The organism is Rothia uropygioeca, assembly GCF_004136585.1.
Lineage (GTDB): Bacteria > Actinomycetota > Actinomycetes > Actinomycetales > Micrococcaceae > Rothia.
This window is the reverse complement of sequence record NZ_NOIR01000003.1, coordinates 94,015-118,570: the sequence shown is the minus strand read 5'-3', so window position 1 is coordinate 118,570 and position 24,556 is coordinate 94,015. Positions and strand designations below refer to the sequence as shown.

The window sequence follows — 24,556 nt, the reverse complement described above, 5'->3', positions numbered from 1 at the left end:
GTGTTGGCTCCACTTCGTCGATGTGTCACCGGCCCAGGAGCCAACTTCCAGCCAAACGCTCGGGCCTTTGAGGCCCGGCTGTCTCCACTGCCCGAAAACCGCAAGCCCGACCGATATCAGCTCAAACTCTCACCCCACCCCCATCTATGGATTGAGGCTAAGCTGGCCCCATGGAACCATCCTCTCCCGGAACCGTTGTCCACTCGTGAACCGACTGTCTCGGGCTGTACTGCGCTTATTCGCCGCACCCCGGCTCAACATTCGTGAGGACTATGAGAAGGTCCGGCGACTGCAACGTCGATTGGCCGCGCTGTTGATGCCACCGTCTCGAACCCCGCGCTGGCAGCCCATGCCCGACGACAAGAGACTCCATGCTCAAGTCCGGATTTTCCGGCCGAAAGAACGACGGCGCGACGATGTCCTCGTCTTCTTCCACGGAGGCGGCTGGGTCACCGGGGACAGTGAGACGTACACCCCGACGTGCACCAGAATGGCGGACCTCACCTGCTGTACCGTGGCCTCCGTCGACTACAGGCTCGCGCCCGAGTACCCCTTCCCGGCGGGACTGGAGGATTGCTACGACGTCGCCCGGTTGTTGCTGGAGGAACCGCAACGTGTGGGCGCCGCGGACGCCAGTCAGATCGTCTTGGCCGGTGACTCCGCCGGGGGAAACTTTGCGGCCGTCATCTCATCGCTGCTGCGAGAACGCGGTCATCGCGGCCCGAGTCGACAGATCCTGATCTACCCGGTGACCCACTGGGCCCACGATCCGGAGACCTCCCCGTTCGCCTCGGTGCGCTATCACGGCGGGGACTACCGGCTCACCAATACCGAGGTCGAGGACTACTTCGACCTCTACGTTCCTGACCGGGACCAGCGTCACGACGCGCTTGTCGCTCCGCTGATGGCGACGGACCTCTCCAAGCAACCGACGACCCTGGTGATCACGGCGGAGCTGGATTTGTTGCGCGATGAGGGTGAGGCTTACGGCCGTGCCCTCGCCGACGCCGGGAACGCAGTGCGGATACACCGGGTGGTCGGGGCGTTGCACGGTTTCATCTCTCTGCCCCGCTTCTCCCGGTCGGTCCAAGAAGCCTACGAGGTGATCAACGAATTCCTCAGCAATGCTCCCGTCGCCGAGGAACAGACCGACCCTCAGGAGCCCACATGACCCACCGGGACTGGGTACGGCTCGACAACGCCTCCAATATTTTCCTCGCCGCCCGAAGCGCTTCCGATCCCAAAGTGTTCCGCTCGAGCGCCGAGGTGGACCACGCCGTGGACCCGCAACTGTTGCAGGAGGCCCTGGATGAGACGTACGACCGGTACCGGCTCTACCATGCGGTGCTGCAGAGCGGTTTGTTCTGGTACTACCTGCAGGACAGCGACCTGCGCCCGCTCGTCACCGAGGACAAGCAACACATTTGCGCCCCCATCTACCAGGCGGGCCGGCGCACTCTGCTGTTCCGCGTGGTCTATCATCGCCGACGGATCGTCCTCGAAGTATTCCACGCCCTGTCCGACGGCACCGGTGCCTCTTGGTTCCTCTCCGACCTGGTGAACGCATACATCCGGCGGCGGTACCCCGACCAGAGTCCGCCACTCGCGGAGGCCACCGGAGCCAACGCCTTACGGGCCGAGCCCGGTCGGAGCGATGCCGGTTCCCAGGCCGACGACGGCGCGTCTGACGATACGGCTGAGCCGGAACATGGCCTGCCCACCGATAGTTTCGAGCACTACTTCCACCACCGGCGCACGTCACCCGCTTCCGGGTCTACTTTCAGTCGTGCTGCCGTGCCGGCTGCGCTCACCATCGATGACAGCGCCCAGCCATCGAGTGCTCATCGGGCGACCCGCCGACTACACCGCCCCTCGAAGAAAGTGCACCAGGTCGGGGGAACCCGTACCCCTGACAACCGCACGCGCGCCGTCGAGCTCACCATGTCCGCAGCGGCGGTGCTTGACCTTGCGCGCGCCGAGGGGGTCTCCATCACGATGTACCTGACTGCGCTGTTTTTCGAATCCATCCGCCTGTCCTCGGGCGGTCTGGGCAAGAACCGAACCCTAGCGGCGTCAGTTCCGGTGAATTTGCGCCAGTTCTTCCCCTCGACGTCAGCACGGAATTTCTTTGCGACCGTCCGAGTGGAACATACCTACGGTGAAGGTGACGACGGTCTTGGCTCAATCTGCAAACACCTTGAGGGCCAATTCCTCCCCCAAGCCACCAAGGAAGCGCTGGAGAAGAAACTGAGATGGTTCATCCGGGCCGAGCGGATGCCCGGATTGAGGATCATACCGCGCCCGCTCAAAGACGTGTTCCTGGGGCTAATCAACAGGGGCAGCAACCGCAGTTTGAGCGTGGCAGTCTCGAATTTGGGGCGGATGAGCCTGCCCGAGCCAGCCGAATCACATGTGGGGCGGATGCTGTTCCAGGTCTCCGCCGTCCGCCCTCAGTTCTGCGCGACCTCCCACGCCGGATTGCTCACCATCAGCTTCACCTCACCGTTCACCGAGACCGGCCACGTCAAGGAATTCGCCCGGATGCTCACCGCCAACGAGATCGATGTGACGGTCGCCGCGGAACGCGTGACCGAGGCGGAACTCGCCGAAGGAGAATCATGAGGCGCTGCACCGAGTGTGCCGTCGATATCGAGGGCACATGGACTCTGTGCCCGTTGTGCGGGGCCCCTGTCACGGGCGAGACCGTTCCGAGTCCGATGCCGACAGTGCCACTCACCTTCTCACGACGACGGGTGCTGAAAGTATTGTTCCTGACCTCAATCGCGGTCATCGCGGCGTCCTTGGCTGGCCAGCTGCTGTTGGGCCGGGGGCCCGAGGGTTTCGGAGTTCTTCGCTCCTCCTGGCTGGGGGTGACGGCTATGTGGCTTGTGGTGCTCATGGCAATACGCAAACGACGCAATGTCGCCAAGGGCACCGTCTACCTCGTCGTCCTGATTGGCCTGGTCTGCGTGTACTGGGACTATCTCACCGGCTGGCGTGCGTGGTCGCTGACGTACGCGGTGCCGATCGTCTGTGCATCATCCATTGTTGCTTTGCTCATCACGCTCTGGGCAATGCACCTCGAGGTGGCGGAGCACATCCTCTACAGCGGTTTGACGGTGCTGCTGGGCCTGGCCCCCATCGGGTTCCTCGCATTCGGTTGGGTGACGAACCCACTCGCACCAGCCATTTGCGGTGCTCTCAGCGTTATCGCCCTGGTGGTGTTGCAGCTTGCCAGGGGCGGGGAAGTGCGCCGCGAACTCGTCAGACGCCTGCACCTTTAGGCATCGACCCACCGATGAGTGAGCCTGGGCGAATCAATATGACGTGAAAGTCCAGGAAGGCATCGCCGCTGCGTGCCGCTGACGCCGGCCAAGACATGAGGGTCTGGGACGCTGCGCAGTCTCCGTTCCCGCGGCACTCCGCGTTAGGCGGTGGTTACCCGAGTCGGTGCCGTTTCCCTGCGTTAGGCAGGGGCACGACGTCCACGGATAGGAACCGGCAGAAACCGGAAAACATCCGGGGAAACTCGCCGTGACGGCCTGACGAAAACCATAGAGACACCCCCGCCAATGCCCCCCCAGCGCGGAGCACGGAACGCCGGGTGGCTCCCCGGGCCCGTCACGTGATCTTTCATGTCATGACAGCCCGGAATTGAGCTGTTGAGCGCAGGTCAGGCTTGTGCGACGACTTCGTCATCGCCGTCCTCAGGGCGGACGGCATCGGCATTCACGAGTTGTTGGAGCTTGCGCGGAAGGTTCAGAGCAATCGAGAGGATGACGATGAGCGCGAAGCCGACCGAGAGCACGGCAAGCGCCGAGCCCAATCCGAAGCGGCTGGCAAGGCTGGCACCGACCAATGGTCCGACCGCACCTCCGAGCGCTCCGACGTTGTACGCGAACCCGAGACCAGCCGCTCGCTGCTCAACCGGGAAATAGCTGGTGACCCACTTGGGCAAGAGGCCGGAGATGCCTTGGCCGAACATCTGATTGAAGAAAAGAAGTGTACCCACGAGGAAAACGAATTCGCCGCCTTGCATGAAGAGCGGGAAGACGATCACTTGGGAAATAATGAGGCTTATCGCATACCAGCGACGCATGCCGAAACGATCGCCCGCGAATCCAGCAACGATATAGCCGATCGCATTGCCGAGACCGGCGATGGCCACCACGTTGGCCACGACATTCTCGTCCATCCCGACGCCGTCCAGGTATGTGGGCAACAGACCTTGAATCGGCCACGTGTACATGAATGAGGCAAAGATCGTCACCATGATCGCGACGCCAGTTACCCAACGCCGGGGATCGAACTGGACGATGAATGCGATGAATATGACACCACAAACTATCGCAAACGTTGTGATCAGCCAGGTGGGGACCCCGGACACCGCAAAAATCACCAGTAACGCCACGGAGGTGAGGACAGCACCCAGGATATTCAACACACGTCGACGACCTCCGAACAGGACACTGAACGCATCGGGTTCCCTCGCAGACTTTGACCGAGCGGCCTTGGCTGCCTTCCAATCGTCCGCCTCGGGCAACCTGCGCCGCATGTAGAGCGCCAGGAAGATCGGGACGATTCCGGTCAGGAACAGTGCCCGCCATCCCCATCCGGGATGCCAGGATTCGACCCAGGGCATCAGGAACTTGTCCACTTGGGCCGCGAGGATGACGCCAAAGGCATAGCCCGAGAGCAGGAACCCCGAGGCCTTGTTCCGCATGTGCCGCGGCCACGACTCGATAACGTAGGTCGCAGAGGAAGAATACTCACCTGCCATGGCGAAGCCGACCGCAAGGCGAGCAGCGAAGAGGAATGCAAAGTTGGGGGCGAAAGCCATTCCTATCGAGGCGATGGCGAACAACATCATCGACGCGACCATCGCCGGTTTTCGGCCGAATCTGTCCCCGACTGCGCCGAGAATCAAACCTCCGATCCACCGGGAGATGAAGGCCGCAGAGATCAGGGAGGCGCCTTGGACGAGGCTCAGGTCGAACGCCGCGATGATCATGGGGAGGGCAAACGAGATCAGAACGAAGTCGTAACCATCCAGGAGCACACCCAGCCAGGCGGCGAAGAAGGCCTTCCATTTCTCTTTGCTGAGGTACTGCCACCAGTGCCGTCCGGTGTCATCGGTATTTCTGTCGCGCGTTTCGAGGCGTCCCTCTGTCATACGAATCTCCGTTGATTTCACCGTCCTGCCTTCGAGACAGCCGACGTCCGACATCAGATGTTATGAAGCTAACATAAACTTCACTCGTGTGACACAGCCCATCTCGGCGGCGTTGACGACATCAGACGTCCGATGTACGGTCAGCGCAAGCGAACTGCCACGGTTCGCGGTACTCATCGACCGCAGACCGGGTACCCGAGACCGGCGCAGCCGGACGAGAGGACAAGATGCACACTGACGATGTCGCACCCCAAACCCGATTCGATTCCCGTGACAGTTCCAGCGGCCCGGAGATCGATGCACAGTCTCTGACCCTGGCGGCACAGGACTCAGCAGGGACTCTGCTCGTGGACATTGCTACGACCGTCGACGGCCCTGTACTTGCAGTCAACGGCGAGCACGGGTCCATAACCCTTGAGGTCACGGGAGGGCGACTCAATGGGTGGATCACGCACAAGGATCAGACACGTCAGCTGGACGCCGAGGACACGGTCGGTATCGACGACGGACGCACACACAGCATCGCGCTGACGGTGGATGCGACCGGAACCCATGTGTTCGCAGACGGTTACGAGGCCTTCTCCTCGACAACAAAGGTTTGGTTCCAAGAGCTCGGCCTCAACGCCCTTGCGGTCGACCCGCAGGGCATGATGTCACCCTCACGTCTCGCGATCTGGGACGCGCCGCTGCCTGCGAATGCGCTGGTCGCCCAATCCGTCGCGCAGCGGCCATTGATCGAGTTCGCCGCCGCAGAGCTATCGTCACGCGATGCAGGACGCCTCAGCCTTCTGGCGGAAGGCGCGATTCGTGCCCGGTGCCGCACGCGAGGCGAAGGTCAAGGCGGCGTGATCCTCCAGGCCGGCGGAACCTCCGGAAAACTCACTCTCGCTGTCGAGAACGGAGATATTACCTATTCTGTGATTGCCGGAGGCCAGCAGCTGGCCGGGATCCGGGCGCCAGGGCGATGGGATGATGGCAACTGGCATGACATCATCTTGGTCAGTGGTCGCGGCGCGCTAGACCTCTACGTCGACGGGTACCAGGTATTGCACGTCGCTGGCACCGCATTTTTCCAGGACATCGGGCAGATCGAACGGGTTGTGGCCGGCGCGGATCTCGACGGTACCCGACTTTTCGGGGAAGCCCAGACCGCAGCAATCTACGATGCCGTACTGTCGGATCACCAGGTCAAAAGACTTGCCTCCGCGGAACCTGTGGAGACGCGAGCCCTGTTCGACACCGGCTTGGCCGGATCACGCAGCTATCGCATCCCCGCTTTGCTGACACTGGAGTCCGGAGTGATCATCGCCGGGGCGGATCAACGCGTCAGCATCCCCAACGACAGTCCCAACGACATCAACTTCGTCATCCGACGCAGCCTCGACGGGGGCGAGTCCTGGGAGCCCGTGCGCACGATTCTCCACTACCCTGGCAGCGGCCGGTCGGGGGCATCGGTGATCGACTCGGTGATTGTCCAGGACAGGGACAGTGGCCGGGTCATTGTTCTCATCGACCAGTTCCCAGGCGGCTACGGCCAGCCCAACGCCCAGGTGGGGACAGGATATGACAATCAAGGGCGAATGATCCTCACCGACCGAGACGGTGCGATCTATCTGCGTGAGAAGGACGGCTCCGTGGTCACGGACGAGGGCAAGCAGAGCGCCTATCACGTGGCCGATGACGGTGCGGTGACCCGCAACGGCAAACCCGCCGGCAATATACACCTCGCTGCCGGTGACGACGCGAACGAGTCGCTTCTCAGTGCCCGCACGGCTTATTTCCAGATGGTTTGGAGCGACGACGACGGCGAGACATGGAGCGACCCCCGCGACATCACTCCCCAGGTGAAGGAGCCCTGGATGAGATTCTTCGGAACCTCACCGGGCAATGGCATCCAGCTGGCCCGCGGAGAACATCAGGGTCGCCTGCTGATGCCCGTCTATTACAACCATGAGGAGGGTCGTACGTTCTCCTGTGCCGCGGTCTACAGCGACGACGGCGGTACCACGTGGCGGCGCGGCGCCTCCCCCAACGACGGTCGTCTCCTGGACGGAGAGGACCTCTCCTCTCGCGATCTCGCCGACGACAGAGGCTCCTTGCACGAGTCCACGATCGTAGAGGGTACAGACGGTGCGGTGCATGCTTACATGCGCAATCAGCATCCTGCCGGTCTCGTTGCCCACTCGGTCAGCAAGGACGGTGGGGAAAGTTGGGGCGAGGTCAGCTTCGTCCCCCAAATTCCTGAGATCTTCTCACAACCGAACGCGATCCGAGTCAGCCTCGAGGACGGGCGCGAGGCGACAGTCTTCGCCAATGCTTCTCAAATGCTGCCGTTCCGTGGACGAGGGGTACTACGGATGTCCTTCGACGACGGTCGGACCTGGCCGCACAATCGCGTGCTCAACCCACGTCATCACGTCTACCAGTCAATGGCGCAGCTTCCCGACGGACGCCTCGCCGTGCTTTGGGAAAGGGAATGGCAAGGCTTGTTTCTTTCCATCATTCCCCTCTCGTGGCTCCTCGAGTCACGGAGTACGGAAACGGCCGCGTCTGCCTCGGACTGATGCAGGCAAAATAAGCACTCGCCTCCCAACGGGCTCACCCGGACCCATGGGGCATCCGGGTTATTGCCCTAGCGGCTTTTCTCCCCGCGCACGATCCGGGTAATGCGACCCACCATGTCGAGTCTTTCCTCGACGGTCGCATCACCGGGGGCCTGAATCTTGGCTCCTGCATAGCTGAGGTCACGTCCCGCCGCCAGGAGGCAGCGTCTTACTTCTCCGGAGTCCAGGAGGGAGGTGGGCTCGTCCTCGGCCAGCGGGAGGTGCGCGTCAGCCCAGGCATCTCCGTACTGATTCGCGGACGGGCCGGCGCCCGAAAACATGATTCCCTCGAGCAACCCGGCCTCGACGAGCGCGCGGATCTGGTTGAGCGCCCGGTCAGGGTCACGCGCCTCGATGACCGAACGCCCCCAATTGATCGTCATACCGACTCCCGCCTCCAGCGCGAGGGGCATTTCCTCTTCCAGAGACAAGAAACGTTTCTCCCCCGCGATCTCGGGGCTGTATGCGTCACAATGCTCCACAATGACTCGTGTAGACCACGAGCCAGCGGCAGGCGGGCTCGAGAGGATCTCCTCGAGCGAACGAGCGAACATTTCCGGGGCGGCTAGTTTCGAGGGAGCCGTGTGGATATGGAGGGCACCAACGGATTGTTCACCCGTGAGTTGGTTCAGTTCTTCCGCGGCACAACGAGCACGTCGGAAATGCTCCAGTGCTGCCCGCCGGCCGTCCGGATCCGGCGAGGCGAGCCCAAACACGGCGCAGGTGCCCACGTTGATCATGGTGCCGGGAATCAAAGTCAGAACCGACCGAGTGAAGCGACCGTGCATTTGATCGGCGAGCCACTGTGGATCATCAACGAGCTTGTCGCGGAAAGGTATCTCCAGTCCATCGGCGAGTTTCCGACCAGCAAGGCCTGCGTAGAACGCCTCCTGCTCTCGCGGCGAAGCAGGAAGGCATGCGTAGGCACCGACAAGAACGGCAGGCCGAGACGTGCGCCCATTCGCCGGAGGCCCAGAAGAAGGCCGTGTGGCGTCTTGTCGCCGTCTCGGAGATGCATCTCGAGTGCGGTTGGCGGGTTGTTCGACCATCATGCCGTCTTGGCATCGAGCGCACGCTCGATCGGATCATAATGGGAGACGATCGCGGCACGAAAAGCCTCAACGTCGCCGTCCTGGGCGGCTTCGAGCATCAATCCATGTGCCCGAGCCGTCTGCTCCAGATCCGCCGCCACAGACAGACCCAGCTTGGGGACCACCGATGTGTGCACGTCCCAGAAGGCCGTCACCAGCTGTCCGACGAGTGGGTTTTCAAGCCGTTCCAGTAGGCCTGTATGGAACGCTCGGTCATGTTGCGGAAAGGCTCGCCCTTTGGTCGCCAACGCCACCATCTCATCCACCAGGGAATGCAGTTCTGGATTGGACGTGCCGGCCAGGCTGGCCACAATCTGCTCGGCCAAGCCACGGTCAAGAGCTTGGCGAACCTCTACAACATCTCTCAGGGCACGCAGGTCGTCTCCCGGACTCAGTACACCGCGGAAAACGAGGGTTTCCACGAGAGCATCCAGAGACATCTCCCCGACATAGGTGCCATGGCCGCGTCTGATAACGATGATGTCCAGGGTCGACAGCGTGCGAATGGCCTCCCGCACGCTGGATCGAGAGACACCAAGGTACTCGCACAACTCATTTTCCGTAGGCAGAAGGTCCCCTGGCTGAAGACCTTCGGCCAGGATGAAGTCCTTGATCCGGTCCGCTGCCGTTACCTTCCGTGCGCCGCTTGGAGCAAGCGACGCCTCGGAGGTGAGCGTCGTAAATCTCCGTGGTGGAGCCGTCGACATCGTGGCCTCCTCGAGTTTCTGGTTCAACTTCCACTCTACTCAACATCAGATATCAGACAATGTGGGCTGACTTGTCCGACGGGCCGATGGTTTCAATGATTTCGGGCCCGGCACCGACCGACGTCGGGCTTTCCGGCCAGGCACCGCATGGAAACAAACAACTCGCGCGGTGCGTATTTGAGCACAATGCGCACAAGGTGCTCAATGAGCAGAACGCGATCAGTGAGCACAAGCGCGCACCACCTTCCCAGGTTTCCCTAAGGTGTATTCCGCATCACAACATACTTCGAAGGAGAAGCCCGTGATCGTCCTTCTCGGATTCGTCATGATTCTGGTCTTCATGGCCCTCATCATGACCAAGAAACTTTCGCCGGTTCTGGCGCTCATTCTCATCCCGACCATCTTCGGCCTCTTCGCCGGAGCTGGGCTGGGCATCGGCGACATGGTCATGGATGCCATTGAGTCCATGTCCTCGACGGCCGCGCTGCTGCTCTTCGCGATCATCTACTTCGGCATCATGATCGACGTCGGGCTATTCGACAAACTCGTCGAATTCATCTTGCGCTTCTGCGGCCACGATCCGGTCAAGGTGGTGCTAGGCACCGCGGTACTGACCGGCGCGGTGTCATTGGACGGTGACGGCTCGACGACGTTCATCGTGGTCACGGCCGCGATGCTGCCGATTTATCAGCGCCTGCAGATGTCCCCGGTGGTTCTGACTTGTACCGCGGGACTGATCAATGGAACGTTGAACATCGTTCCGTGGGGCGGCCCGACGGCTCGTGCCGCCTCGGCCCTGCACTTGGATGCGAACGCGATCTTTGCGCCCATGGTGCCCTCCCTCCTCGTGGGCCTCATCGTTGCTTTCGCCTTCGCATACCTGCTGGGCCGCTCGGAACGTCGTCGACTTCAGAAGAAGGGCGTGGCTTGGGTCGAAGGCGCAGCGAACGACGTCGAAACCCCACAATCCGGCTCTTCCTCACCCCGTCACGACTCCGGCCCGAGCGGCTCCCACTCGACGCCTCGAGACGGAGAGGGCTCGGCCGCACAGGCCACGTCGGGTGGGCCCGCTACCCAGGCCCTGGTGATCAACCAATTCGAAGGCGAAGGACAGGCCGCTTCCACGCTGACCGACACCGCCTTGGACCCGAACCGTTCGACTCTTCGCCCGCGTCTGTTCTGGTTCAACCTGGTTCTGACGGTTGCGATCATGATCCTTCTCATCATGGACGTTCTCCCCCTGCCCTATCTGTTCATGATCGGTACCGTGGTGGCCCTGTTGGTCAACTTCCGTGGCGTCAAGGAACAACAGGAAGAACTCGCATCCCATGCGACCTCGATCATTTCCGTCGTAGCCATGGTCATGGCCGCCGGTGTCCTGACCGGCGTGATGAGCGGTACCGGGATGGTCGACGGTATGGCGGCATGGCTCGTAGACGTCATTCCCTCCTCGATGGGCCCGTACCTGGCCGTCATCACCGGCATCCTGTCGATTCCGATGACGTTCTTCATGAGCAATGACGCTTTCTACTTCGGAATCCTTCCGGTTCTCGCCGAAACCGCGTCTCACTACGGAATCCCTGCCACCGATATGGCCCGTGCCTCGATCACCGGACAGCCGGTCCACCTCCAGTCACCCCTGGTTCCGGCCATCCTGCTGCTCGTTTCGCTCTCCGGCGTCGAACTCGGCGACCACCACAAGAAAGTGCTGTGGCGAGCGCTGGTCGTCTCGCTGGTCATGCTGGCCGTGGGCGTGCTGGTCGGCGTCGTCGCCATCGGCAGCGCCTAGTCGATACCCGGCCCGTCCCAGAAGGAGCACATCATGACGGATCTCTATTCGAAACCTTCCCACTCGATGCCGGAGCCCTCGCTGAGGGTATCGTCCTCGAATGGGATCGACCGCGCACCACGCACCGTCGTCGTGGGGTACCGCACGGATGCGAGCCCGAAGGTCATGCGGGAAGCGATCGCCGCGGCCCACCGCGAAAAGGCGGCGCTTCGCGTGGTGGCGTATGCCACGGACAGCACTACCAGTCCCTCCGCGAGCCGCATCGAAGTCGTCAAGGAAGTTTCCCTGCAGATCATCGAAGCGGGGCTGGAGTTCGAAATTCAGCGCGCGGGGGACGACGTCGCGGATCAGCTCCTCGATCTGGCCGAAGAGCACCACGCCAAGCTGATAGTCCTGGCAACGCGACGCCGCTCCCCGGTCATGAAACTCTTCCTCGGCTCGAGCGCCCAAAGGGTGATCCTCGAGGCGGAGTGTCCGGTACTGACGGTCAAATAGTGCGGCGCGGGACCTGGATCCGGGGCGAGCTGAACGAGCTCTGGGCTCGCGGTGAGCGTTACAGAGTCCACTTCTCCCCGCGATAGGCCGATTCCCAGAACATTTCTTCGAAGCGGGAAGCGTCCAGGAAGACCTCTCGCATGCGTTTCCGGACGACGTCGGTGACCGAGGCCGCTGCTTCCTCCACCAGGCCGATGGCCTTTTGGGTGGCCTCCGCGAAAGCAGGATCGCCGTATTCCTCAACCCATCGGCCATAGGGATGATCCTTCACCGCGGCCGAACGACTCGTCAGTACCCGCCCCACGTCCGCGTAGATCCAGAAGCAGGGCAACACGGCGGCGGCCCCAACCTCGTAGGGCTCGTAAGCACAAGCCGCGAGCAACGTGTACATGTACCCGCGCGTGATCGGCGAGGGTGATTCCGCTCGGGGGCAATCCGCCAGGAGTGGATCGTTCATGAGCTGGGAGTGCAGCACTTTCTCCTCGGCGACCGCGGTGCTGGCGCTACCTGCCCAAAACTCGGCGGCTTCCGCGGTCGGTGCCCTCGAGGACAACACGGCCAGGGCCCGTGAATAGTTGCTCAGATAGAAAGCGTCCTGGCAGATGTATTCCACGAAGATCTCTGGAGCCAGAGTGCCTTCGCCCAGTTGGCGCAGGAACTCCAGACGATTCACTCGCCCCAGAATCCCGGAAGCGTCTTTCCACAGTTGCCTTGTAAATTCTCCGGTGGTCCACACGTCATGATTCTTCGCTGATTGATTCATCGGGTCGCCTTCGCTCATCGGAGGATCTGGGCCAAGTGATTGACGGGGCCATGACCTTGGTCCGGGAACCGCGAGAGTTCCCAACACGCGCCGTCCACAAGTGCCCGGGTCAAGAAGTTCTTGCCATCTCTGGTCGCTGCCATCAGAGCGGCATCGTCGATCCCTCGGTCCCCCGAATCGGCTTGGTGCACGGCCCACCGCGCGGAAAAAGCAGCGATCGCCGAGGAGAGGGTGCACCCGGTTCCGTGAGTGTTGCGCGTTTCCACGCGGGGCGCAGTCAGTTCAATAACAGTCGGTTCGGCTGCCGGAGTCCTCGCCGCACCCTCAACGGGAGACGGCCTCGGAGATATCGCAAGAACATCCACGGCTTCCCCATCTCGTAGGTGCCCTCCCTTGAGGAGGACTGCACGGGGCCCAAGCTCTAGAAGCTCTTCGGCCTGGGAGCGCATATCCTCGAGCGAGTCGGCAACACGGTCGGGACGTCCCAACAACCGAGCACTTTCCGGGAGGTTCGGGGTGATGAGGTCCGCGAGAGGCAAAAGATCCGCGCGGATCGCTGCGTCGGCGTCCTGGCTCAGGAGGGTGTCTCCGCTCGTGGCCACCATGACCGGGTCGAGAATCACGGTCCCGAAGCTCTCGCGCCGCTCGTTCATCAGGCGTGCGAGCAAACGAACCACTCCCCCGGTTCCAAGCATCCCGATCTTGGTGGAATCCACCGGCACGTCATCGATGACCGCCTCGACCTGGGAGACCACGAAGTCTTCCGGCACATTGTGCACCCCTCGGACTCCGACCGTGTTTTGGCTGGTCAACGACGTCATACAAGCACACCCATAAGCCCCGATGGCGCTGAAGGTCTTGAGGTCGGCCTGGATTCCGGCTCCACCCGAAGGGTCCGAACCGGCAATGGTCATGGCGACGGGTGGGCGCATCACGAATCACGTCCTCTGTTGAGTGTCATGGTGGCGAGGCTCAGCAATTCGGCCGCCGCCTTTCTGGGGTCCTGGGCGGCAGCGATGGCGGAGACGACGCACAGACCGTCAACGGGCACACCCGCCAATTCAGTGGCTGTGGAGGGATTGATTCCTCCTATGGCTACACTCACGAGCCCTCCGGTTCGGGCTATCTCCGCACATTCGGATACCCCATCGGGCCCCAAGGCCGGGGCGGCGTCGGTTTTGGTAGGAGTGGCCCAGGCCGGGCCAATGCCCAGAACATCCGCTTGGCGTTCGGCCACCGCGGCCCGGACCTCGCCCGGTGTCGATACCGAGAGCCCAACCATGAGGTCGGGTCCGAGCGCCGCACGCGCATCCGCCGCGGCGGCGTCGGATTGTCCGACGTGAACATTGAGCCCCAGATCTGCGGCGACGCTGAGTCGATCATTGACGAACAGCTGGGCGGACCTGCCCGAGTCCTGCTCGGCCCGACGCAACTGCTGCTCGCAAGCGCGCGCCAGATCAGCGAAGCGGCCATCCGATAGCTCTTTGTCGCGGACCTGAACTACACCGACGCCGCCCATCACGGCCTCGTACACCACATTCGGTACACGATCGAGACCACCGCACAGCTTCGTATCCGTCACGAAATACAGTGAGAAATCGGTCGCGGGAGGTATCACTGGGCTTCCTCGTGAACCTCGACAAGGCGGCCGATTCCAGCCGGGGAGAGCTCGTAGAGCGAATCGATCCACCGCACGTGGAAGGATCCGGGACCGTCGGCGGTTCGACCCGCCAAGGAGCCGGCGGCACCCACATGGGCGTGGGCCGCCAAAACAGCGTCATGGTCGGCCAGGCCAGCCGCACGGGCGGCACCCAGATACGCCGCGACCGTGGCCCCGAGCGAGCACCCCGTCCCGATGACCAGCGGCATGAATTCGTGACCACTGGTCAGCCACGTGGTCCGGTTCGCAGAGACGACCACATCCCGCTCCCCGGAAATCGCGACGATGCCGCCGGTGCGTTCCGCAAGGAAGCGCGCGGCATCGAGAGCAGTTTCCACAGCATCGGTCGACTCGACCCCACGGCCGCCGCTTCCCTGTCCGGCCAGGGCGACGATCTCGCTGGCGTTGCCACGAATCGCAGTCGGACGTTGAGTGACGAGGTCCCGGGCGAATTCGGTACGTAGGGGAAGGCCTCCGACCGCAACCGGATCTAGAACCCAGGGCACACCCGCAGATCCCGCGGTTTCCACTGCGGCCTGGATCGCCGCGATCTGATCCTCCGAGACCGTCCCGACGTTCACAAGCACCCCGTCGGCCATCCCAGCGAAGATGCGCGCTTCGTCGGGGTGTTCGACCATTGCGGGCGAAGCCCCGACGGCGAGCAGAACGTTGGCCGTGATTTCTTTGACGACCGCGTTGGTCAAGCAATGGACCAGGGGTGACGACCCTCGAACGGCCTCGGCCGATCCGACGATGCCGTCGGGGGCGCGGTGATTTTCCGGTGAATCAGTCATGGTGACGATCCCTTCGCTAGTGCTGGCTAGATCAGGTTCAAAGGGTCTTATCTCAGCCGAACGGGGCACCCCTTGTCACTGTCGGCGCGCCATTGCGCCTCCCATCACTTTAGCTCGTGTCCCGCGAATGAAAACCGCCCCTGAAAGGTCATACAACGCCGCAAGCATGTTTTTCCGACAGTCCGGAGGGTTTATCCACAAGATCTATCCACAGTGTGGAGAACTTACACGAATGTGACTCCACGAAACCCACATCGATTCCCAACAGGTGGGTCCGAGGCCGCACCCCACTGCATAAACCTTGTCATTGCAGTGTGTACGTGCAGGTATTTTTCAGTGGTCGCTCCGCATTCCTGGCCCGTACCGTTGCCCACGGACGCCTCACGAACCCCAAACACAGATTTTTATCCCCACCTGTGGATAACTTTTCACACAACACGTGGAGAAATCGCTCGCTGAGGTCACCTCCCTGTGGAAGGTTGTGGATAATTGTGGACAACTTCCTCACGTCGTCCCCGACGCAAGCAGGGCCTGGGGCGACCTGGCATTCGGTCCCTAGAGAGAGCGCTGTGACCGGATTTTTCCCTGTATTCCGCGGCATCCTAGGTCCCCGGAGCGCCTGGCTGCTCGCCCTTCTCCCCTCGTCCGATCAGCATGAACATGCGGAGCCGACCGCGACCGGGCACCGACCGCCAACGCTTTATCCACACAGATGTCCCCAGTCGTGGACAACTTACACTTCTGTAGTTCGAGCAGCTTATTCACCGATATTCGATTCGAGATCCTGGGGAGAAGCGGCACGTTTCATTTTCCCCAACGCACTCTTAGGACAGATATTCGAGTTGTGCACATCGTTGTGCACACCTGTGGATAACTTTCTCCACCGCCTGTGTGGAATCGCCTGCGCCGACGGCTTCATTGGCACCCGGCCGCACCCCCGAAAGCAATTCTGTCCAGGCCCCTCGCGCATGGCCGCATTCCATCTGCACATGACCCTGTCCCGAGATCCGTCACAGCACTTACGATCGAGGCATGAGCACATTGAGCGACCAGCTACGCAGCCTGCCTTCCTTCCCCCAGGGCCTCCCTGTCCTCGACCCGGAACGGGTTCCCGAGGATCCAATAGACCTTTTCCTGGACTGGTTCAACGACGCGATCGGCGCGGGAAACCGTCAACCGCACGCGATGACGTTCACGACCATTCAGAATGGAGACACCCCAGTCGGACGCACGCTCATCATCAAAGACATCGACGAGCGAGGGTTCCAGTTCTCAACGCATCAGACCTCGCGCAAGGGGCAACACATCGATCAGAATCCCCGCGCATCAATGATCTTCTTCTGGCGCGAATCAGGCCGGCAGGTCAGGGTCACGGGCAACGTCGTGGCCCTGAGCGACGAGGAATCCCAACGCGATTGGGAGCAACGCCCCAGCTATACCGGTGAGCCCAACCCGGACTGGCGGCTCTATTCCCTCGCTCCCACGGAGTACGAATTCATGCAAGCTCGCGAAGACCGGAATCACTCCCGTGTGGAATACATACGAGACGGTTCCGGGTGGGTAAATCACCGGGTCACGACGCCGGCGGGCTAGGCTCGAATCATCGGCCCGAGTACCTGCGATCTATCCTGAGTAGTCATGGACCTGGAATTGCGCCACCTTCGCGCGCTCGAGGCGGTCGGCCGGAAGAAGTCGTTCACGGCCGCCGCCCGCAGCCTGCACATCACTCAACCGGCCTTGAGCCGAACCATCCAACAGCTGGAGGCTCGCCTCGGCGGGGTTACTCTGCTGAACCGCTCTTCCCGCTCCGTAGACCTGACCCCTCAGGGGCAAAGGCTATTCGAACGGGCCAGGACCATCCTCCGCGAGATCGAGGACGCCATCGCTGAGACTCATCAGGTGGAAGAGCTGCGCATCGGTTTCCCGTGGGCTCTTCCCGACCCGTGGATTTCCCGGACTTTGGCGACCTTCGAGCGTTCCAGCGGCATCCGAACGCATCTGACCAGACATGATGACGTATGCTCCGCGTTGCTGAACCGAGCCGTGGATGTGGCTCTCACGCGGCAAACTCTCATGGGGACAGAGGTCGAAACGATTGAGCTCTTCCGAGAACCGCGTGTCGCCGCGGTCAGCACCGGCAGTCGTTTGGCTCGGCGAACATCGATCCCCTGGAAGGAACTCGGCCGACATCCCGTGGTGATCAATACGCTGAGCGGCAATACGCGGCCGTCTCTCTGGGATCCCGGGCAGAGGCCCTCTTCAATCATCGAATGCGCCAATTACGACGAATGGATCACCTTGGTCGCAGCAGGCAAGGGTGTCGGCGCAACGCCGGCCTCGGCTGCGGCGTCGTACGGGCACTCGAGAGTCGCATTCGTCCCGCTCGACGAAGCCCCGTCCGTACCCCTCTGCTTGGCGTGGCGTACGAGCTCGAACTCGCGCGCGATCCAGGAGTTCAGAAACGCAGCACTCTCGGCTCTCCCCTGCCGCACAGAGGGTCGAAACTAGACCCTAGGCGAAAGCTCCCCAACCACGCCGTCCCTCAAGTGCACCGGCGATCGCAAATCGGCCGGGACCGACGAGAAAAACAGCGAGCGAAGCGAGGGCCAGCACCAGAACGGATTCGTATCCGCCGTCCGAGGCGAAAAACCCCTGGGAACCGTGGACAAAATAGATTGCCCCGAACATATCGATCGCCAGAACCAGCCCAGCAAGCCGAGAAAGCACACCGACGATCAAGGCGATACCGCCGATCAACTCGGCATAGGCGGCCACCGCAGCGGAAAGCTCAGGGGATGGAACGCCCATTTGCTGGAAGTTCGCTGCGGTTCCGTCGAGGGTCCACTCGTTGAACTTTTGCAGACCGTGCATCAAGAAGACAATGCCCAGGCCAACACGCAGAAGCAGGAGGCCCAAAGGCGCGGACAAGGTCGAATTCTGTGGGTAACTCATAGTTTTTTCACTTTACAGGTAAAGTACTTTGGTGGGGGTCTTCCGTGACGATGGGCACTCCGTCAGAGGCCCTTATCCGAAACCCAATCCTTGGCAGCCTGAACGGTTGAGGCCTTTTCGTCCCCACTGACCCGGTCGTTGAGGTGGATCAGGTCCTCAGTGGTCAATGTCTTGGAGACCTTGTTGAGCACTGCCTGGGCCGCTTCCGGAACCTGATCTTTTCGGATCAGCGGGATGGCCTGCTGCGCCAGAAAATTGTTCTTGGGATCCTGAAGCACCACGAAGTTGTTCTTCTCAATCGCGGGCGTCGTCGTGAAGATGTCCGCAACCTGCACCTGGTCATCGGTCAGGGCTTTGACCGTCAAGGGACCGCCGGAGTCGTTGATAGGAGAGAACTTGGCCGGCACGCACCCGTATTTGGCCTTGAGCCCCGGCAGCCCGTACGCCCGCTCTTGAAACTCGGGCGGCCCCGCCAACTTGAGGCTTGAACAAACTCTGCCCAAGTCTTCCAGGGATTTCAGGTTGTACTTCTGCGCAACTTCTTGGGTCACCACGAGGGCGTCCTTGTCTTCTGCCGGAGACGGGTCCAAAACCTGCAGGCCTTCCGGAACCGCGGCCCGCAGGGCCTGCATGATGTCCTCGGCCGTACTCGCGGTCGCCTTTTCGTCGAAATACTGCAAAAGGTTTCCCGAGTAATCAGGAACCACGCTCACGCTCCCTTGCTGCACGGCGCCGATATATGCTTCACGGGCCCCGATCGCAGGCTGACTTTCCGCTTTGTGCCCGGCGTTATTGAGCGCGGCAGTATAAATTTCCGCGATGATCTGAGATTCCACGAAATCCGCGGAACCGACGACCACGGTGCCTTTGCCCTTGGACGGGCCGAGCGCGTTCTTCCCTGACAGCCCGCACCCGGTCAGGCCCAGAACTGACGCGGCCGCGACCAGGCCGAGCACCTGGCGCCGCGAGGTGTTCACCGATTCGCGATTCACGATTCCTCCTTGACCAGTCCGGGTGAAGTGAGCGCACGCTGCACCAGGGCCAAAATCCCGTCCAGCACGAGGGCCAGAACAGCGGCGAGCAGCATCGACGCAACCATGCGGGAATAATCTCGGACGGCCAGTCCGTCGATCAGAAAACGGCCCAAGCCACCCAAATCGATATAGGCCATGACAGTGACGGTGGCAACGATCTGAAGGGTCGCATTACGGATTCCGCCGAAGAGGATCGGCACGGCGTTGGGAATCTCCACTTTGGTCAGAATCTGCCATTCCTTCATTCCTTGAGCCCGAGCGGCATCGACAACGGCCGGGTCAACCGCCGCAATCCCGGCGTATGCGTTGGCCAGCAACGGGGCAACGGCCAGAATCACCAGGGCGAGAACCGGCGCGGTCAGACCAATGCCAATCCACAGGGCAAACAAGGTCAGCAGGCCCAGCGTCGGCAGGGAGCGCAACGCACCGGTCAAACCGATCACCACGTTTCCACCCCGCCGCGTATGACCTAGCCAAAGCCCCACGGGGATCGCGACGATCACTGCTATTCCGAGCACGAGTCCCGTGTACTCGAGGTGCTCGCCGAGCCGCACCCAAATGCCACTGGAACCGCCCCATGACTGCGGATCCGTGAACCAATTCCACGTCTGTTGGACAACGTTCATGACCTCACCTGCCAACGAGTAGCGGCCGACGCGGCCAAGGCGACCAAACGGTCGAGCACGATGGCGATGATCGCGATCAACACAATGCCCACCACGATTTCCGTGGTGAAGTCACGCCGGAGGCCATCCGTGAAGAGCGTACCGAGCGACTGGATCCCGATCACGGCGCCCACCGAAACCATCGAAATATTGGATACCAGGGCCACGCGGAGTCCTGCGGCCATCACCGGAATCGATAGCGGAAGCTCAACCGTCCAGAAGCGACGTGCGGATCGATAGCCCACCGCCGTGGCCGCGTCGAGCACGGCGGTGTCAACGGACTCGAATGCGTCCACACATGAACGGACCATCATGGCGATGACGTACAGGCTCAGCGCGATGATCACGTTGGTCAGGGAGGTGATCGCGGTGCCGAGGATCAGGGGCAACAGCACGAAGAGAGCCAACGAAGGAATCGTGTACAGCAATGCCGCCGCATTCACCACGACGCCGCGTCGCGCTTTGCCCGCGCGGGCTCTGGCGGCCCGCCCGGAACCTTCCGCACCCCGAGCACGACGGACAGCGGCAAAACGTGCGATCGGGATCGAGATGATGGTCCCGATGATGACCGGCAGAACCGACTGGAGCAGATGCAACCCGGTCAGCTCGCCCACGTAGGAGAGATTGTGGAAGAGCCAGCTCATAGGCCTACCCCGTAACGACTGCGCCGCTCTCTCGCGGCCGCGTCCATGACGTCGTCGGAGGCCAGCAGGCCGAGGGCCTTTCCGTCTTCATCCACAGCGACTCCCCACCCGGAGGGGGAAGACAGCACCGAGTCCAACGCATCGCGCAGATTTCCTCCCCGGGGGAAGAGGCTGCCACCGATGATATTGCGTCCGTCGATGAGCCAGCCCGCGGGACGGCCGGCGTCGTCGAGAGCAAGGTCCCAATCGCCCCAGGGCCGATTTTCTGTGTCCAACGGGTGGATGGGAACTTCCCCTCCGGAAGCGAATGTGAGCCGGCGCGTGCCACGGTCGTGCCCGACGAAAGAGGCTACGAAATCGTCCGCCGGTTCGCGGAGGATCTCTTCAGGGCTGCCGAACTGGGCGACTCGGCCGCCTTCTCCGAAGACGGCGACCCGCTGCCCCAGCGTCACGGCTTCGTCGATGTCGTGAGTTACGAAGACGATGGTTCGCTCGAGCGTCTCGTGGAGTCGGATGAGCTCACGCTGAAGGTCGGCGCGGACCACAGGATCCACGGCCGAAAACGGCTCATCCATCAGGAGGATTGGGGAGTCCGCAGCCAGTGCGCGGGCAACCCCGACTCGTTGAGCCTGGCCGCCGGACAGTTGTGCGGGGTATCGCTTGGCCAGCCCTCGATCCAGGCCGACGGTGTCCATCAGGTCGAGGGCCCGGGCGCGGCACTCGCTCTTCGAGGCGCCGTTCAACCGGGGAACGGTCGAGATATTGTCCGCCACGGTGCGGTGCGGCATCAGACCGGACTGCTGCATCACATACCCCATGGAACGGCGCAGCTCGTAGGCCGACTGTTCCCGGTTGTCTTTCCCCTGGATCAGTATTTGTCCGTGGGTCGGCTCGACCATTCGGTTGATCATGCGCAACGACGTCGTCTTTCCGCATCCGGAGGGACCGACGAAAACCGTGATGAGTCCGTCCGGAATCGCGAGGTTCAGTTCGTCCACAGCGGTGGTGGAGCCATACTCCTTGGAGACTCCGATGAACTCAATTGCGTCCGTTTTTCCTAGTGGCATGGAGGTTCCTTTGGGTAAGACTGCTGTACCGATGGTACGTCAGACCCATCACGGATCGAGGTCCACCATGCGAAGAAGTTGCGTCATACTTTAGGTTCAGGACTCGAAAAAGATACTTTACGAGTCATCAGGAACCACCCGGAGCTCTACAGGAGGTCGCGTGTCCACCGCTTCATTGCCGAAGTACCGCGCAGTAGAACGGCAATTGCGCGCCCGAATCGCCGGCCTCGACGACGGCACTCTTCTGCCTACCGAGACCGAGATGTGCGAAGAGTACCGCGTCTCGCGAATTACGATGCGGCGAGCAATCGAGGAAATCGCTCGCGACGGCCTGGTGACCCGGCACCGCGGGCACGGCACCAAGGTCAACCGCCCTGAGCCGACGACCTCGGAAAACCATGTCGACCAAGGCGAACATTTCGACAGCCGCTTCACCGGATTTTTCGGTCAACTGACCGGGTTCGGACATCGGGTTCATTCCGACGTCCTGGAATTCGGCCCGGTCCAAGCCAATATGGCGGTTTCGAAGGCCCTTCGGGTCGATCCGCATTCCGAGGTCTTCCACATGTCACGACGCCGCTACGTTGACGGGAATGTCCATCAGTTGTCACGCACGTGGTTCGTTCCGGGACAGTTCCCGGGGATCGAAGACGAAGATTTCCGGGAGCAGTCGCTCTACGGCTATCTGGAACGGGAACACGGGGTGAGCATCGCCCAGCAGGACTTGAGCGTTTCCCTTCTGGTTCCCTCGCGGGACGAAGCCCGCACATTGAGCATTTCGGATCGTCAACCGCGCCTGTCGTTGCAGATCACGGCGTATTCGGCGGACGGGCGCCCTTTTTTGTACGGAGAGTCGATCTTCGTTTCCTCCGATGCTCACATCTTCTTCACCACCACCGGAGCATCGCCGCAACGGTGATCCGAGACCGCGGAAGCGCGATCGGCTCGCCGACGGGATCCGCGGTTGCCGACGTTCACCCGCGGGGACGGGCTCCTTGCGCCAGCTGAGCCGCGACGATCGACGACGGTTTTCCGCCCAACAATGCCTCACCGATTCCGGCGAGCTGAGTGACCTGGCGTTTGGTCAGGCGGTTGAACACGGCGGCACGCACTTGCGCCACGTGACCCGGGGCCGCCTCGATGACGGCTTCGTGCCCGGCCGGGCGAAGATGGCAGATGCTGACGCGCCGGTCGACCTCCGAGGTTGTCCTCGCAACGTAAGCATCCTCCTCCAGCCGTTTCACAACCCGTGAAAGTCGGGCGAGGCGAGTATTTGTTTGGGAGGACAGCTCCGTCATCGTCAGATGCTGGTCAGGGGCCTCGGAGAGCATGGCCAAGACCATGTATTCGACGAATCCAAGGTTGGAATCTCGCTGCAGCTGGTTTTCCAGCTGTCCGGGCAGCTGAAACATGATCGCCGAGAGGCACAACCAGGCTTCACGCTCTTCTTGCGTCAGCCACTGCGGCTCGCGCTGGGCTTGGGGCGCGTGGGACACCGGACAACCTTCCACTTGACGTATCTCTGCTCCTGCACCATCAGCAGGTCATGCCATTATGCCCCAATCGATCGCCGATTCTCGGTCTTCGAAATACACAGGATCACCTTCTGACATGGGCGGACTTGTGCACGCCCCGTGACGCGGAACGCAGAACCCGCCGGCGACCTCGCCTATACTGGGGATTTCAGGTGTGCCGGGAAGTCTGGTCGGCAAGTCAGCGTGGAACGCGGCTTCAAAATTCGAAACAAAGATTTTCCGATCCTTCCCATCGCAGGAGACCTCTCATGTCACACCGTGCCCCTCAGCGCTTCGCCGCGACTCTGCGTCAGGAGTCCACAGGCGGGGTGCTTCTCCTCGTGGCGACCCTCCTGGCCATAGTTCTGGCCAATAGCGGTGCCTCTTCTTGGTATTTTTCGGTTCGCGACCACCACCTCGGTTTCCGCATCGGTTCTCTCAATCTCGATATGTCGGTCGGCCACTGGGCCGCCGACGGATTGCTGGCCGTGTTCTTCTTCATCGTCGGTTTGGAACTCAAGAAGGAATTCGCGGTGGGTGAGCTGCGCGATCCCGGCAAATCCATTGTTCCCATGACCGCTGCGGTGGGCGGAGTCGCGCTTCCAGCCCTGATCTTTGCAGCCGTCGCCATCGGCTCCGGCGGCGAAGCGTTGAGCGGTTGGGCTGTCCCCACGGCTACGGACATCGCCTTCGCGGTCGCGGTGCTCGCCGTCGTGGGTCGGAACCTCCCAGGGGCTCTGCGAACTTTTCTCCTGACCTTGGCCGTGGTCGACGATCTCATCGCAATCACGATCATCGCGATTTTTTACACCTCGGACCTCAACTTCCTGTACCTCGCACTTGCCCTGATTCCCCTGGCCGCATATGCATTCATCGCTTACCGGGGCGAGAGGCTGCTCCATCTCAAGCCAGGTTCCGCGTGGCTCCTGCTCTTGCCGTTGGGCGCTCTGACATGGGCTTTTTTCGTTGGTTCGGGTATCCACGCAACCATCGCGGGCGTTCTCCTGGGCTTCTGCGTCCCCGTCAAACGCAGTTCCAGAACTCCCGACTCCGCCCATGGGGGCCTCACGGAGGTCCTGGAGCACCGCGTCAGACCATTGTCTGCTGGCCTGTGCGTACCGGTATTCGCGTTCTTCTCGGCCGGCGTGGCCATCGGAGGTTTCCGCGGATTCGTCGAATCCATCAGCAGCCCGGCGGCCATAGGGATCGTCGTCGGTCTCCTGGCCGGCAAGTGCCTCGGAATCACGGGAGCGACGTGGCTGATCACCCGTTTTCGTGGAGTCAATGTGGACCCCAGCATCCGCTGGCCAGATGTATTCGGTGTCTCGCTTGTGGCCGGAATCGGGTTCACGGTTTCCTTGCTGATCGCTGAGTTGAGTTTTGGCGGAGACACTCCGTTGGGCGACACCGCCAAGGTCGCCATTCTTTCGGCATCCGTACTCGCAGCGCTCCTCGGAGGTTCGTTCCTGGCCGTCAGGAGCAGACACTATGCGTGCCAGCCACGTCGGACGCCTGGGAATTCCTGTGGACAACCGGGGGAGTCCGGCGTGAACCTCCCCCTATCCTGAGCGGGGCCTCAGTAGACTGTCCACACCGCATCCGTGT

Annotated in this window: 23 protein-coding genes and 1 riboswitch; of the genes, 10 read left to right on the top strand and 13 right to left on the bottom strand. The window is 61.9% G+C overall.

All coding sequences use genetic code 11. From position 1 onward, the window contains the following. The first annotated feature begins 205 nt into the window (after positions 1 to 205). From EWR20_RS08590 to EWR20_RS08580, 3 genes are read left to right on the top strand one after another with little or no spacing between them, the layout of a single operon-like run. On the top strand, positions 206 to 1,171 hold the full coding sequence (locus EWR20_RS08590) for an alpha/beta hydrolase (RefSeq protein WP_129360264.1): 966 nt from the start codon (positions 206 to 208) through the stop codon (positions 1,169 to 1,171). After that, positions 1,168 to 2,622 carry an alcohol acetyltransferase gene (locus EWR20_RS08585; protein WP_129360263.1) on the top strand — a complete coding sequence of 485 codons (1,455 nt, stop codon included), beginning with the start codon at positions 1,168 to 1,170 and terminating at the stop codon, positions 2,620 to 2,622. The genes EWR20_RS08590 and EWR20_RS08585 overlap by 4 nt, the downstream gene beginning before the upstream one ends. Next, entirely contained in the window at positions 2,619 to 3,284 is a 666-nt protein-coding gene (locus EWR20_RS08580) for a DUF6320 domain-containing protein (protein ID WP_129360262.1), read from the top strand. Before EWR20_RS08585 ends, EWR20_RS08580 begins: the two co-directional genes overlap by 4 nt. A gap of 389 nt (positions 3,285 to 3,673) precedes the next feature. On the opposite strand, the gene EWR20_RS08575 is transcribed toward EWR20_RS08580, so the two are convergent. Further along, a complete protein-coding gene (locus tag EWR20_RS08575; RefSeq protein WP_129360261.1) occupies positions 3,674 to 5,173 on the bottom strand; it encodes a sialate:H+ symport family MFS transporter in 1,500 nt (499 codons plus the stop codon). A gap of 227 nt (positions 5,174 to 5,400) precedes the next feature. Here EWR20_RS08575 and EWR20_RS08570 point away from each other — a divergent pair, with 227 nt between their 5' ends. After that, positions 5,401 to 7,737 carry a sialidase family protein gene (locus tag EWR20_RS08570; protein ID WP_129360260.1) on the top strand — a complete coding sequence of 779 codons (2,337 nt, stop codon included), beginning with the start codon at positions 5,401 to 5,403 and terminating at the stop codon, positions 7,735 to 7,737. Positions 7,738 to 7,805: 68 nt separating this feature from the next. Here the strand turns inward: EWR20_RS08570 and EWR20_RS08565 are convergent, their stop codons facing one another. Then, entirely contained in the window at positions 7,806 to 8,828 is a 1,023-nt protein-coding gene (locus EWR20_RS08565; protein WP_238147676.1) for a DUF4862 family protein, read from the bottom strand. Then, complete coding sequence (locus EWR20_RS08560) at positions 8,825 to 9,574, bottom strand: FadR/GntR family transcriptional regulator (protein WP_129360259.1); 750 nt, start codon at positions 9,572 to 9,574, stop codon at positions 8,825 to 8,827. Before EWR20_RS08560 ends, EWR20_RS08565 begins: the two co-directional genes overlap by 4 nt. Positions 9,575 to 9,875: 301 nt before the next feature. Here EWR20_RS08560 and EWR20_RS08555 point away from each other — a divergent pair, with 301 nt between their 5' ends. Next, positions 9,876 to 11,363, top strand: a complete 1,488-nt coding sequence (locus EWR20_RS08555; RefSeq protein ID WP_129360258.1) for a CitMHS family transporter — start codon at positions 9,876 to 9,878, stop codon at positions 11,361 to 11,363. Between the two features lie 33 nt (positions 11,364 to 11,396). After that, the gene (locus EWR20_RS08550; protein ID WP_129360257.1) at positions 11,397 to 11,858 is read left to right on the top strand and encodes a universal stress protein; all 462 of its coding nucleotides are present in this window, start codon (positions 11,397 to 11,399) and stop codon (positions 11,856 to 11,858) included. Between the two features lie 58 nt (positions 11,859 to 11,916). Here the strand turns inward: EWR20_RS08550 and EWR20_RS08545 are convergent, their stop codons facing one another. The 4 genes from EWR20_RS08545 to thiM all read right to left on the bottom strand — a co-directional run bounded on the left by EWR20_RS08545 (position 11,917) and on the right by thiM (position 15,075). After that, positions 11,917 to 12,621, bottom strand: coding sequence for a TenA family protein (locus EWR20_RS08545; RefSeq protein WP_165001001.1), 705 nt, complete (start codon positions 12,619 to 12,621; stop codon positions 11,917 to 11,919). Between the two features lie 14 nt (positions 12,622 to 12,635). After that, complete coding sequence (gene thiD / locus EWR20_RS08540; protein WP_129360524.1) at positions 12,636 to 13,553, bottom strand: bifunctional hydroxymethylpyrimidine kinase/phosphomethylpyrimidine kinase; 918 nt, start codon at positions 13,551 to 13,553, stop codon at positions 12,636 to 12,638. Beyond that, on the bottom strand, positions 13,553 to 14,239 hold the full coding sequence (thiE, locus tag EWR20_RS08535; protein WP_165001000.1) for a thiamine phosphate synthase: 687 nt from the start codon (positions 14,237 to 14,239) through the stop codon (positions 13,553 to 13,555). The genes thiD and thiE overlap by 1 nt, the downstream gene beginning before the upstream one ends. Further along, the gene (gene thiM, locus EWR20_RS08530; protein ID WP_129360254.1) at positions 14,236 to 15,075 is read right to left on the bottom strand and encodes a hydroxyethylthiazole kinase; all 840 of its coding nucleotides are present in this window, start codon (positions 15,073 to 15,075) and stop codon (positions 14,236 to 14,238) included. The genes thiE and thiM overlap by 4 nt, the downstream gene beginning before the upstream one ends. Beyond that, a riboswitch (TPP riboswitch) is annotated at positions 15,066 to 15,158 on the bottom strand. It overlaps the preceding gene by 10 nt. Positions 15,159 to 16,107: 949 nt before the next feature. Here thiM and EWR20_RS08525 point away from each other — a divergent pair. Next, positions 16,108 to 16,668, top strand: coding sequence for a pyridoxine/pyridoxamine 5'-phosphate oxidase (locus tag EWR20_RS08525; RefSeq protein ID WP_129360253.1), 561 nt, complete (start codon positions 16,108 to 16,110; stop codon positions 16,666 to 16,668). Between the two features lie 45 nt (positions 16,669 to 16,713). Then, on the top strand, positions 16,714 to 17,583 hold the full coding sequence (locus EWR20_RS08520) for a LysR family transcriptional regulator (RefSeq protein WP_129360252.1): 870 nt from the start codon (positions 16,714 to 16,716) through the stop codon (positions 17,581 to 17,583). Between the two features lie 3 nt (positions 17,584 to 17,586). Here EWR20_RS08520 and EWR20_RS08515 read toward each other — a convergent pair whose 3' ends face one another. The 5 genes from EWR20_RS08515 to EWR20_RS08495 all read right to left on the bottom strand — a co-directional run bounded on the left by EWR20_RS08515 (position 17,587) and on the right by EWR20_RS08495 (position 21,437). After that, positions 17,587 to 18,027, bottom strand: coding sequence for a DoxX family protein (locus EWR20_RS08515; protein ID WP_129360251.1), 441 nt, complete (start codon positions 18,025 to 18,027; stop codon positions 17,587 to 17,589). 62 nt (positions 18,028 to 18,089) lie between these two features. Next, on the bottom strand, positions 18,090 to 19,022 hold the full coding sequence (locus EWR20_RS08510; RefSeq protein WP_129360250.1) for an ABC transporter substrate-binding protein: 933 nt from the start codon (positions 19,020 to 19,022) through the stop codon (positions 18,090 to 18,092). Continuing rightward, positions 19,016 to 19,687, bottom strand: a complete 672-nt coding sequence (locus EWR20_RS08505; protein WP_129360249.1) for an ABC transporter permease — start codon at positions 19,685 to 19,687, stop codon at positions 19,016 to 19,018. The genes EWR20_RS08510 and EWR20_RS08505 overlap by 7 nt, the downstream gene beginning before the upstream one ends. Continuing rightward, positions 19,684 to 20,370, bottom strand: a complete 687-nt coding sequence (locus EWR20_RS08500; protein ID WP_129360248.1) for an ABC transporter permease — start codon at positions 20,368 to 20,370, stop codon at positions 19,684 to 19,686. The genes EWR20_RS08505 and EWR20_RS08500 overlap by 4 nt, the downstream gene beginning before the upstream one ends. Next, entirely contained in the window at positions 20,367 to 21,437 is a 1,071-nt protein-coding gene (locus EWR20_RS08495; protein ID WP_129360247.1) for an ABC transporter ATP-binding protein, read from the bottom strand. The genes EWR20_RS08500 and EWR20_RS08495 overlap by 4 nt, the downstream gene beginning before the upstream one ends. 160 nt (positions 21,438 to 21,597) lie before the next feature. On the opposite strand from EWR20_RS08495, the gene EWR20_RS08490 reads away from it, so the two are divergent. Further along, on the top strand, positions 21,598 to 22,356 hold the full coding sequence (locus EWR20_RS08490; protein WP_129360246.1) for a GntR family transcriptional regulator: 759 nt from the start codon (positions 21,598 to 21,600) through the stop codon (positions 22,354 to 22,356). Positions 22,357 to 22,411: 55 nt separating this feature from the next. On the opposite strand, the gene EWR20_RS08485 is transcribed toward EWR20_RS08490, so the two are convergent. Beyond that, the gene (locus tag EWR20_RS08485; RefSeq protein ID WP_238147674.1) at positions 22,412 to 22,933 is read right to left on the bottom strand and encodes a MarR family winged helix-turn-helix transcriptional regulator; all 522 of its coding nucleotides are present in this window, start codon (positions 22,931 to 22,933) and stop codon (positions 22,412 to 22,414) included. 287 nt (positions 22,934 to 23,220) lie between these two features. Between EWR20_RS08485 and nhaA the strand changes: the two genes are divergently transcribed. Next, the gene (gene nhaA, locus EWR20_RS08480) at positions 23,221 to 24,519 is read left to right on the top strand and encodes a Na+/H+ antiporter NhaA (RefSeq protein WP_129360245.1); all 1,299 of its coding nucleotides are present in this window, start codon (positions 23,221 to 23,223) and stop codon (positions 24,517 to 24,519) included. The last annotated feature ends 37 nt before the right edge of the window (positions 24,520 to 24,556 follow it).

Bases quoted from the DNA above. Each gene is read 5' to 3' on its own strand.
- EWR20_RS08560 (WP_129360259.1), bottom strand. From the start codon at position 9,574: ATGTCGACGGCTCCACCACGGAGATTTACGACGCTCACCTCCGAGGCG.
- EWR20_RS08505 (WP_129360249.1), bottom strand. From the start codon at position 19,687: ATGAACGTTGTCCAACAGACGTGGAATTGGTTCACGGATCCGCAGTCA.
- thiM (WP_129360254.1), bottom strand. From the start codon at position 15,075: ATGACTGATTCACCGGAAAATCACCGCGCCCCCGACGGCATCGTCGGA.
- EWR20_RS08570 (WP_129360260.1), top strand. From the start codon at position 5,401: ATGCACACTGACGATGTCGCACCCCAAACCCGATTCGATTCCCGTGAC.
- EWR20_RS08550 (WP_129360257.1), top strand. From the start codon at position 11,397: ATGACGGATCTCTATTCGAAACCTTCCCACTCGATGCCGGAGCCCTCG.
- thiD (WP_129360524.1), bottom strand. From the start codon at position 13,553: ATGCGCCCACCCGTCGCCATGACCATTGCCGGTTCGGACCCTTCGGGT.
- EWR20_RS08520 (WP_129360252.1), top strand. From the start codon at position 16,714: ATGGACCTGGAATTGCGCCACCTTCGCGCGCTCGAGGCGGTCGGCCGG.
- EWR20_RS08515 (WP_129360251.1), bottom strand. From the start codon at position 18,027: ATGAGTTACCCACAGAATTCGACCTTGTCCGCGCCTTTGGGCCTCCTG.
- EWR20_RS08525 (WP_129360253.1), top strand. From the start codon at position 16,108: ATGAGCACATTGAGCGACCAGCTACGCAGCCTGCCTTCCTTCCCCCAG.
- EWR20_RS08580 (WP_129360262.1), top strand. From the start codon at position 2,619: ATGAGGCGCTGCACCGAGTGTGCCGTCGATATCGAGGGCACATGGACT.
- EWR20_RS08500 (WP_129360248.1), bottom strand. From the start codon at position 20,370: ATGAGCTGGCTCTTCCACAATCTCTCCTACGTGGGCGAGCTGACCGGG.
- EWR20_RS08565 (WP_238147676.1), bottom strand. From the start codon at position 8,828: ATGATGGTCGAACAACCCGCCAACCGCACTCGAGATGCATCTCCGAGA.
- EWR20_RS08495 (WP_129360247.1), bottom strand. From the start codon at position 21,437: ATGCCACTAGGAAAAACGGACGCAATTGAGTTCATCGGAGTCTCCAAG.
- EWR20_RS08545 (WP_165001001.1), bottom strand. From the start codon at position 12,621: ATGAATCAATCAGCGAAGAATCATGACGTGTGGACCACCGGAGAATTT.
- EWR20_RS08575 (WP_129360261.1), bottom strand. From the start codon at position 5,173: ATGACAGAGGGACGCCTCGAAACGCGCGACAGAAATACCGATGACACC.
- EWR20_RS08585 (WP_129360263.1), top strand. From the start codon at position 1,168: ATGACCCACCGGGACTGGGTACGGCTCGACAACGCCTCCAATATTTTC.
- nhaA (WP_129360245.1), top strand. From the start codon at position 23,221: ATGTCACACCGTGCCCCTCAGCGCTTCGCCGCGACTCTGCGTCAGGAG.